Genomic DNA, 9,036 nt, shown 5'->3' on the forward strand with positions numbered 1-9,036 from the left:
CATGGATAAGTTTGATATCGAACAGGTCCGGAGTAAACCTTTCCGGCACAACCGGATAGCCGTTCTAGGGGCCGAGATCAACGAGGCCTACCAGTCGGAGCTATGGCGGGGCATCGCGGAAGAGGCCGGTCGGTTTTCCAAGGATATCATCTGTTTTCTGGGGTCCCGGGGGAATACAGCCTTCAAGGATGAGGAGAAATCCACACCCTTCTACAGACTGGCCCATTCGGGAAATTTCGACGGTATCATCATTATCTCCTCCGCGGTTTCCACCTATCTCGGGCCGGAGCAGGTCCGTTCTCTCTTCGATTCCAGACCTCTGATTCCGAAAATATCCATAGGATTTCAGCTGGAAGGGGTGGGAAGCGTCTGCGTGGACGGGAGCGATGCCATGGGGCAGGTAACCGAACACCTGATCACCCGGCATCAGAGAAAGAATTTTGCGCTTATTGCCGGCCCCGAATGGCATCCGGAGTCGGAGCAGAGGCGTCTGGCTATTCTTCAGAAGCTGGATCAATACGGTTTAAACCTGGACCGGGACCTTCTCATTTTCGGAGGATTTGAAGTCAGTTCCGGGAGAAAATCCGTACGGGAACTTCTTGCCAGGGGGAAACCCATAGATACGGTGTTGTGTCTGAATGACCAGATGGCCATGGGGGCGGTTGCCGAACTGACCTCCCTGGGGATCTCCGTCCCCGATTCTATTGCGGTCTGCGGTTTTGACGGCATTGAAGAGTCTGAATACTGTTCTCCTCCGTTAACTACGGTTGCCCAGCCCCTGTACCAGGTGGGTGTTACAGCCGTCCAGGAGTTGTACCGCCTGATGGAGGGGCTCCCTCCCCGGGATGTGAAACTCAACTGCAGACCTGTTTACAGACAGTCCTGTTCCTGCGGATTTGATTCTTCAGGGATGGACATTAAGGACCATACCGAATCGCCGTCAATGGGGGACGACATCCTGGCAGAAACCTTCAATCAGGAGATTATTCACTCCTCCTTTACAGAGAAGGGGGGGGAACTGTTTCTTCAGAGCATCGACAGTATCGTCAAGTCTTCCATGTTCAATCACCATAATCTTCCCCTTCTGGAAGAAGCGATCGGCAGACTTGAAAATGATACTCCCCAGCCCTTTTCCGATTGGCTTCCTGTTTTAAGAACGGCCAGGAAAATCCTCTGGGAGGCTAAAAACAGATATCTTATCAGCAGACAGTTCAGAAAAAAATACAGAAGCGACATGTTGAGAAGTGTGAGTACGTCTCTTTCGGGAGTTTTTGAATTTCCAGAATTGTTTCTTAATCTGGCTGCCGGTTTGAAAAACCTGGGGTTCAATCACGGTTTTCTCGTTATGTATGATGACAGAACTGAGGATAAAAAGCTGAAGTTTCAGCTGGTGTTCTGTCTGAAAAATGGGGAATTTTGCCGGATGGAGCCCCGGACATTTGATAATTCCGAGGTTCTTCCCGATATCTCCCGGGACCTGGAAACGGATGACTGCAAACTCTGGATGTTTACCCCCCTGGTCTTTCAGAAAAAAGCCATCGGCCATATGCTTCTCCCCGGATCCTACCCGGATCCCGAAATTTATGAGACTCTGACAAAACAGATTGCCAGTTCTCTGCAGGGAGCCCTGCTTCTGGAACAGGTAAGGACCCATGAGCAGAGTCTTGTTCAGGAAGTACAGAAAAGGACCCAGGAACTGACCGAGGCGAACCGCAATCTGATTCAGGAAATCGGTACCAGAATTCGCCTTGAGCAGGAGGTTGTGGATATCTCCAAACACACCATGGAAAGGATCGGTCAGGATCTCCATGACGATCTTTGTCAGCATTTGGCGGGTGTCTCCCTCCATATCAGTGCTCTCAGGCACAGAGTGGAGAAAAAGTCTCCCGAAACGGTTCCGACCATCGACTCCATCAACAACCTGCTCAGTGATTCCATCAAACGGGCCAAAGGGATCGTCCGGGGGCTGCTTCCTATCGGAATCTCTGAAGAAGGGGGTTCCAGAGCCCTTGAGATCCTCTGCCTGGAGATGTCCAGGTCATCGGGTATGAAGATTATCTTTACAGGAAATGATGATTTCCGTCTCCTCCCGGCGAACAGGGCGATTGAACTCTACAGGATTGTACAGGAAGGGTTGAACAACTCTGTGAAACACTCCCGGGGCAGCATGATTGAGGTGACACTGAATTCGGAACAGGACGGGGAAGTCCTGAAATTCTCTGCTATAATACAGGACAACGGGATAGGGTTTACCCCTGAAGCCGATGCCGAGGGGATGGGTTTGAAGATTATGAAGTACAGGGGAGAACGGGCGGATATCGACCTGGAGATAGAGAGCACCGGGACGGGAACCAGGGTCGTCTGCCGGGGAATACAGAGGATAAGCGATGACTAAGAAATTTATCATAGTGGATGATCATCCCATTTTCAGACACGGTCTTGTCACTCTGATTCAAACCGATGAGAACTACCATGTTTCCGCCGAGGCCAGCAGTATAGAAGAAGTATTTGAACTGTTGAAGACATCCTCCCCGGACATCATTATTGTGGACATAACCCTCAACAATCAGAACGGTCTGGACCTGGTACAGAAACTGCAGCCTCATGAACCGAAGATCCCGATTCTCGTTGTCTCCATGCATGATGAAGAGGTGTATGCGGAACGGTCCATCCAGAGTGGAGCATTGGGGTATGTGATGAAGCACTCTCCGCCGGAAGTGATCATGGAAGCCATCGGCACCGTCCTGAAAGGGAAAATCTACCTGTCCGAATCCATACAGAAGAAAATCGTGGAAGCCCGATTCAGCCAGCCCCAGGGCGGACGTACTCCCATGATAGAAAGCCTCAGTCAGAGGGAAATGGAGATACTCCAGTACATCGGACAGGGCTTCGGGGCCAGTGAAATTGCCGGGATTCTAACACTGTCGGTCAAAACCATCCACACCTACCGAGATCATCTCAAACAGAAACTGCAGATTGACTCCTCCCAGGAATTGAGGAAATTTGCTATTAAATGGAATCAGTCCATGATTACCAATCCGGGCTCTAGGTAGAAATACCTACCCTAAGTTCATACTTTCTACCTCTATAGAAACCATCTTTGTTCATTTATAATTCATCCTTATATATTAAAACGGAGGATTTTAATGAAAAAAGCAATGCGTATTATGTATTTATCTGCTCTTTTCTTTTTGTCTGTGACACTGGTTTTTGCAGCCGGACAGCAGGACAAAAAGGCGGCAAGTGATGATGGTGTCACCTTCTCATGGTGGGCTCTCTCCGGAGGTGGCGGGGTTGATGATCCCCGTGAACTAGCCAGACAGGAAATGATTGATGAATATGAAGCATCCCACCCCGGTGTTCATATCGAACTGGTCATGCTGGAAAATGAAGCATTCAAACAGAAGATTCAGGTCGCCATTCAGGCAGGTAATCCGCCTGATATGTTCCATTCATGGGGCGGCGGTGTCATGATTGAATATGCCAAATCCGGAATGCTCAGAGACATTACTGATGCTGTAAATAACGATCTGAGCAAGAGAATCGGTATCGGTACACTGGGTGTTTACGGTGATGCCGGTAAATACTATGGCGGACCTTATGATATGGGTGCCGTTGGAATGTGGTACAACAAGGATATCTTCAAAGAAGTCGGTGTAGCCGTTCCCGAAACATGGGATGACCTACTGAAGATCGTTCCCAAAATTAAGGCTGCCGGATATGTTCCCATCGCCCTGGGCGGCGGCGACAAATGGCCTGCACACTTCTGGTGGGTTTACCTTGCCATGAGAGTCGGCGGAAAAGAAGCGTTTGATAAAGCCTATAACGGAACCGGTTCTTTTGCGGACGAGCCCTTTGTCAGGGCGGGAGAAAAACTTCTTGAGCTTGTAAAACTTGATCCCTTCCAGACAGGATACCTGGGGTCCAGCTATGATGATGAAGCGGCTCTGATGGGTAACAAAAAAGCGGCCATGGAGTTGATGGGGCAGTGGGCACCCGGTGTTCAGGTTGCCAACTCTGTCAATGGTGAAGGCCTTGGTTCTTCTCTTGGATGGTTCTCCTTCCCCGCAGTCGCCGGAGGTGCCGGGAAACTGACTGATGTCATGGGCGGTGGCGGAGGATATGTTCTGGGTAAGAATGCTCCTGACGAAGCCGTTGATTTCCTGAAATTCCTCCTGAACAAAGAAAATAACATAACTCTGTCCAAAGTAGAAGGTTCCATTCCCGTAGTAGCAGGAGCCGAAGTGGCTCTTGAAGGGAATGAAAATGCAGTCAAAATGGTCAAGGCCATTGCTTCTGCCGATTACTATCAGCTCTACTACGATCAGTTCCTTCCCCCCGCGGTCGGCGAAGCCGTTAAAGACGCTGTAGCCAATCTTTTTGCCGGCGTCAGCACTCCCAAAGAGAGTGCCGAAGCCATACAGTCATCATGGGAAGATAACAAATAATGAGAAGAGCAGACAGATCCGTCTGTCTGCTCTCTTTTTTTCCCCATATTTCACAGAACAGGAAAAAACATGTCCTCTAAACCCTTGAGTATTCAGGCGAATATCCGGAAAGCAGTTCTCATTGGAGCCCTTCTTGCTCCTGCTTTGATTCTATTCAATGTCTTTGTTGTCATCCCCGTCTTTCAGGCAGGGTTCTACTCACTTTTCAAATGGAATGGAATCGGTCCGCTTCAAGACTTTATTCTTTTTGACAATTTTAAAAAGATTCTGAATGACAGGATTTTCCATATTGCTCTGAAGAACAATTTTAAAGTCATTCTTATTTCACTTTTGATTCAGCTTCCGCTGGCATTCTGTGTGGCCCTGCTGCTGGGACGTAACAAATTCCGGGGAGAGGCTTTTCTGCGCAGTATTTTCTTTTTCCCCTACATCCTTGCAGAAATCGTTTCAGGTATTATCTGGAAATTTATATATAATCCCCAGTTCGGTGTTCCAACCATATTCTCACGCTACTTTCTGGACGGGCATGAAATCGGATTAATGGGAGATCCGGAAAAGGCGTTCAGTGCCATCCTTGTGGTCATTATCTGGAAGTATCTCGGATTCCACATGATTCTCTATATTGCAGGATTGCAGGGTGTTCCCACGTCCCTGGAAGAGGCCGCCACGATTGATGGAGCGAACAGACTGCAGGTCGTCCGCCATGTGATCATTCCCTGTATGAAAAATACCTTTGTCATATCCATATTCCTTTCAATCATCGGTGCCTTCAATATCTTTGATGTTGTCTGGGCCCTGGGACAGGGCGGGCCGGTTCACAGTTCCGAGACCCTTGTCACCTATCTTTACAATTTCGGATTTAAAAGAATGTCCTTCGGATACGGAAGTGCTGTTGCTGTAACACTGTTCTGCTTCTGCTTCGTATTTAATCTGGTATACCAGAGAATGGTACGGGAGGACTGAGGTCACAATGAAAAAAAACAAAAACAATACAGTTCAATTGATAATCAGCACCATTGGTGCCGTCATTTTTTTCTTCCCCGTTTATGCGGTTATTATCGGTAGTTTTAAAACAAACGGGCAGCTAATGAACGATCCCTTCGGCATTCCCAACCCCTTCATTCCGGATGCCTATCTCCTCATACTGCTCAAGAGCAGCCAGTTCTGGACGTTCCTGTTCAACTCGGTTTTTATCTCCAGCTCCGTGATTGTATTGACTCTGGCCTCTGCCATGCCTGCTTCTCTGGCCCTGTCCAGAATCAGATTTCGGGGACAGACATTCATCTATAATTTCTTCCTGATGGGCATGCTGTTTCCCATCACCGTCGCCATTCTTCCTCTGTATCTGCAGCTCCGCAATTTCGGTCTTCTGGGCACGAGGTTCGGGCTGGATCTGGCCCAGGCGGCATTCAGCCTTCCATTGAGTATTTTCATCTTCACGGGTTTCTTCCGGGAAGTTCCCAATGAGCTGCAGGATGCTGTTTTCATTGACGGAGGAGGACTGATTACCTTCGGTACCAAAGTGGTTCTGCCCCTTTCTACACCGGTTATTTCAACTGTTACGATCATTACACTCATTCAGAGCTGGAATCAGTTTCTCATGCCTCTGCTGGTCCTGGATAATCCGCAGAAATTCACCATTCCTCTGGGAGTCATGCAGTTCCAGGGGCAGTTCACAACCAACTGGAATCAAATCATGGCTTTTATATCCATATCTCTACTGCCCATGACCCTGTTCTATATCTTCTTACAGAAATACATCGTTGCCGGACTGACAGCAGGCGCGGTCAAAGGATAATTTATGCAGATGAGAGATCAAGCCAGAGAATTGGTTGGAAAAATGACCCTGGAAGAAAAGATTTCCCAGCTGCACAGTCTATGGCTGAATATCGGCGATGACGGCAAGCTGACCATGAAATCTCTGAATGGATATCATCCTGAAGTGGGATCTCAAGATCCTTTTGAGTTTATGAAGAACGGAATCGGACAGATTACCCGCCCCCTGGGCAGTCAGGATATAGATCCTGTCACGGCTGTGCGGGAGCTGAACCGTATCCAGCACTTCCTTGTGAACAACACACGGCTCGGGATTCCGGCCCTCCCCCATGAGGAGTGTCTGGCGGGGCTGATGGCCGGGGGGGCCACCATATTCCCCGCAGGAATCAACAACGGTTCCACCTGGGATGAGGATCTTATAGAGAGGGTGGGCAGCGCCATCGGAGAAGAGGTTTATTCTGTCGGTTCCCGTCAGGGACTCTCCCCTGTTCTGGATGTCTGCCGGGATGCCCGCTGGGGCAGGACAGAGGAGACTTTTGGCGAGGACCCCTATCTGGCAGCCATTCTGGGCAGTGCCTATGTGAGAGGTCTTCAGGATTCAAGGCATCCTGTCATTGCCACGCTCAAGCATTATGCCGGACACTCCTTCAGCGAGGGAGCCCGGAATCATGCACCTGTGAGAATCGGCCGGCGTGAGCTCAATGATCTGTTTCTCTTTCCCTTTGAGATGGCTGTGAAGTATGCCAGGGCAGGCTCCATCATGCCCGCATACCACGACATAGACGGCGAACCCCTCCATCAATCCAAAGAGCTTCTTGGTGATCTGCTGAGGGGAAGGTGGGGATTTGAAGGAATCCTGGTCTCCGACTACGGCGGGCTGGAGCAGCTTGTTACCGATCACCGGACACAACCGGATAAGGCCCATGCCGCCGCCGCATCTCTCCTGGCGGGGATGGATGTGGAGCTGCCGGCAAACACCCTCTATCCCGAGGGAATTCCGGAAGCATTGAAACAGGGTCTGATCTCCATAAGCGATGTGGATGAGGCCGTGACCCGGCATCTTATCCAGAAAATCAAGGCAGGCTTGTTCAGCAATCCCTATACTGACGAAGCCCTCGTTCTCTCCAGTGTGGCCGAGCATGAGCCTCTGGCTCTGGAAGCGGCGGAAAAGTCCATGGTTCTGATTAAGAATGACGGAATCCTTCCTCTCAAAGGAGCCGGTAAAATTGCACTGATAGGACCTTTGGCGGACGATACAATGGGTATGATGGGGGGGTATTCCTTTCCAATTCATCTCATCATTGCCCATAACAAGGATAAAACGTCACAGATCCAGACTCTGAAGGGAAGCCTGGAGGCCTCCTTTGACGGAGAGGTTTTGTACGCCAAGGGCTGCGATGTTCTGATAAGCAGACCGGATAAACCTGCCGTATTCCCGGGAGACATTGTGGCTGACGGCAGCATGCAGACTGATTTTGTCAGCCGGGATACCAGCCGGATCGCAGAAGCTGTTGCAACGGCCAAAAGGGCAGATACGGTTGTGCTGGCCGTGGGTGACCTGGCCGGTCTTTTTCTCAGCGGCACCGTGGGAGAAGGCTCTGATGTCAGCTCCCTGACCCTGCCGGGGGTTCAGCAGGAACTCATTGATGCCGTACTTGAACTGGGAAAACCCACCGTGATTGTCGTTTTCAGCGGACGGCCCTACCATCTGGGCAAAGGTTTCAGGAAAGCCGGAGCGGTTCTGCAGGCCTGGCTTCCCGGTCAGAAGGGGGCGGCTGCGGCTTCTAATGTTCTGCTGGGCAGGACAAATCCCGGCGGAAAACTCCCTGTCTCCATACCAAGATGCGCCGGTGCCATGCCCTATTTTTACAACCACAAGATGAAGTCGGCAGGAACTCCGATACAGAAAGATTTCGGTGCTGAATACCCCTTCGGCCACGGATGCTCTTATACGAACTTTCTGATCGAGTCCTGTGAGCTTACAGAGGACACGGTTCCTGTAGAGGGGAGCATACAAGTTTCTGCTCAAGTAAAAAATATCGGTGATGTCCAGGGGGACGAGGTGATTCAGGTTTACACCCGGGATCTTTATGCCCGGTATGTCAGGCCGATTCAGGAGTTGAAGGCATTCCAGCGGATTACACTGGCTCCCGGAGAATCCTGCCGTGTCAGCTTTAATATTCCTACAGATCTGGTCAGCTACACCATTGATTCCGGAAACCGTATTGTAGAACCGGGAGACCTGGAGATCATGGTGGGCACAAGCTCCAAGGATATCGTCAGTAAACTACGGGTGACTCTGACAGGTCAACCCAGAATCCTGGGAGAGGACTGGAGGATGAAGTCTCTGGTTACCATCTCAAAATAATATACAGGGAGGAGTGCTCCTTTAAACGATGATGAAATCTGTTTGAAGGCCCTCCTCTTTCAATGATCTGATACTGAGACGGGTATCAGAGCGAATCATCCTTATTGAAGGATTCCCCTTCCATCAATCCAAATGAAAAAGGGGTCTGACAATACCTATCAACTGATGAATATAACTTCTTTGTGAGCAGGGTTATGATATCAAATTCCTTTTCAATTTGAGCAATCTCATAATTTATTTTTTGTGTTGCAGATTTAGCAAGAGACACGTTTTAATACACCATTTTTTAATAGTTCGCGTGAAAAATCATCGTTATAGTCTAAACCTATCAAATCAAATGGATGAGTCAGTATTTTTAATAATTCACCATATACATGGAAAAACTTATTTTTATCTAAACCGTTAACAGCTAAATCAATATCAGATAAGAAATTATTATTATTT

6 protein-coding genes and 1 pseudogene are annotated in these 9,036 nt (G+C 49.2%); 6 read left to right on the forward strand and 1 reads right to left on the reverse strand.

The window, feature by feature from the left end; translation table 11 throughout:
• Position 1: 1 nt before the first annotated feature.
• The 6 genes from PF479_RS06020 (at position 2) to PF479_RS06045 (ending at position 8,592) form a co-directional block, all read left to right on the forward strand.
• Positions 2 to 2,395, forward strand: coding sequence for a substrate-binding domain-containing protein (locus PF479_RS06020; RefSeq protein WP_298003541.1), 2,394 nt, complete (start codon positions 2 to 4; stop codon positions 2,393 to 2,395).
• Positions 2,388 to 3,053, forward strand: coding sequence for a response regulator transcription factor (locus tag PF479_RS06025; protein WP_298003543.1), 666 nt, complete (start codon positions 2,388 to 2,390; stop codon positions 3,051 to 3,053). Before PF479_RS06020 ends, PF479_RS06025 begins: the two co-directional genes overlap by 8 nt.
• A 93-nt stretch (positions 3,054 to 3,146) precedes the next feature.
• The gene (locus PF479_RS06030; protein WP_298003545.1) at positions 3,147 to 4,448 is read left to right on the forward strand and encodes an extracellular solute-binding protein; all 1,302 of its coding nucleotides are present in this window, start codon (positions 3,147 to 3,149) and stop codon (positions 4,446 to 4,448) included.
• Positions 4,449 to 4,517: 69 nt separating this feature from the next.
• Positions 4,518 to 5,411, forward strand: a complete 894-nt coding sequence (locus PF479_RS06035) for a carbohydrate ABC transporter permease (protein WP_298003547.1) — start codon at positions 4,518 to 4,520, stop codon at positions 5,409 to 5,411.
• 7 nt (positions 5,412 to 5,418) lie between these two features.
• Positions 5,419 to 6,246: a carbohydrate ABC transporter permease gene (locus PF479_RS06040; protein WP_298003549.1), complete on the forward strand. Its 828-nt coding sequence runs from the start codon at positions 5,419 to 5,421 to the stop codon at positions 6,244 to 6,246.
• Between the two features lie 3 nt (positions 6,247 to 6,249).
• Entirely contained in the window at positions 6,250 to 8,592 is a 2,343-nt protein-coding gene (locus tag PF479_RS06045) for a glycoside hydrolase family 3 N-terminal domain-containing protein (RefSeq protein WP_298003551.1), read from the forward strand.
• A gap of 254 nt (positions 8,593 to 8,846) precedes the next feature.
• Here the strand turns inward: PF479_RS06045 and PF479_RS06050 are convergent.
• Positions 8,847 to 9,036 (reverse strand): annotated as a pseudogene (locus tag PF479_RS06050) (hypothetical protein); the annotation flags it as partial.

It is taken from the genome of Oceanispirochaeta sp. (assembly GCF_027859075.1).
Lineage (GTDB): Bacteria > Spirochaetota > Spirochaetia > DSM-2461 > DSM-2461 > Oceanispirochaeta.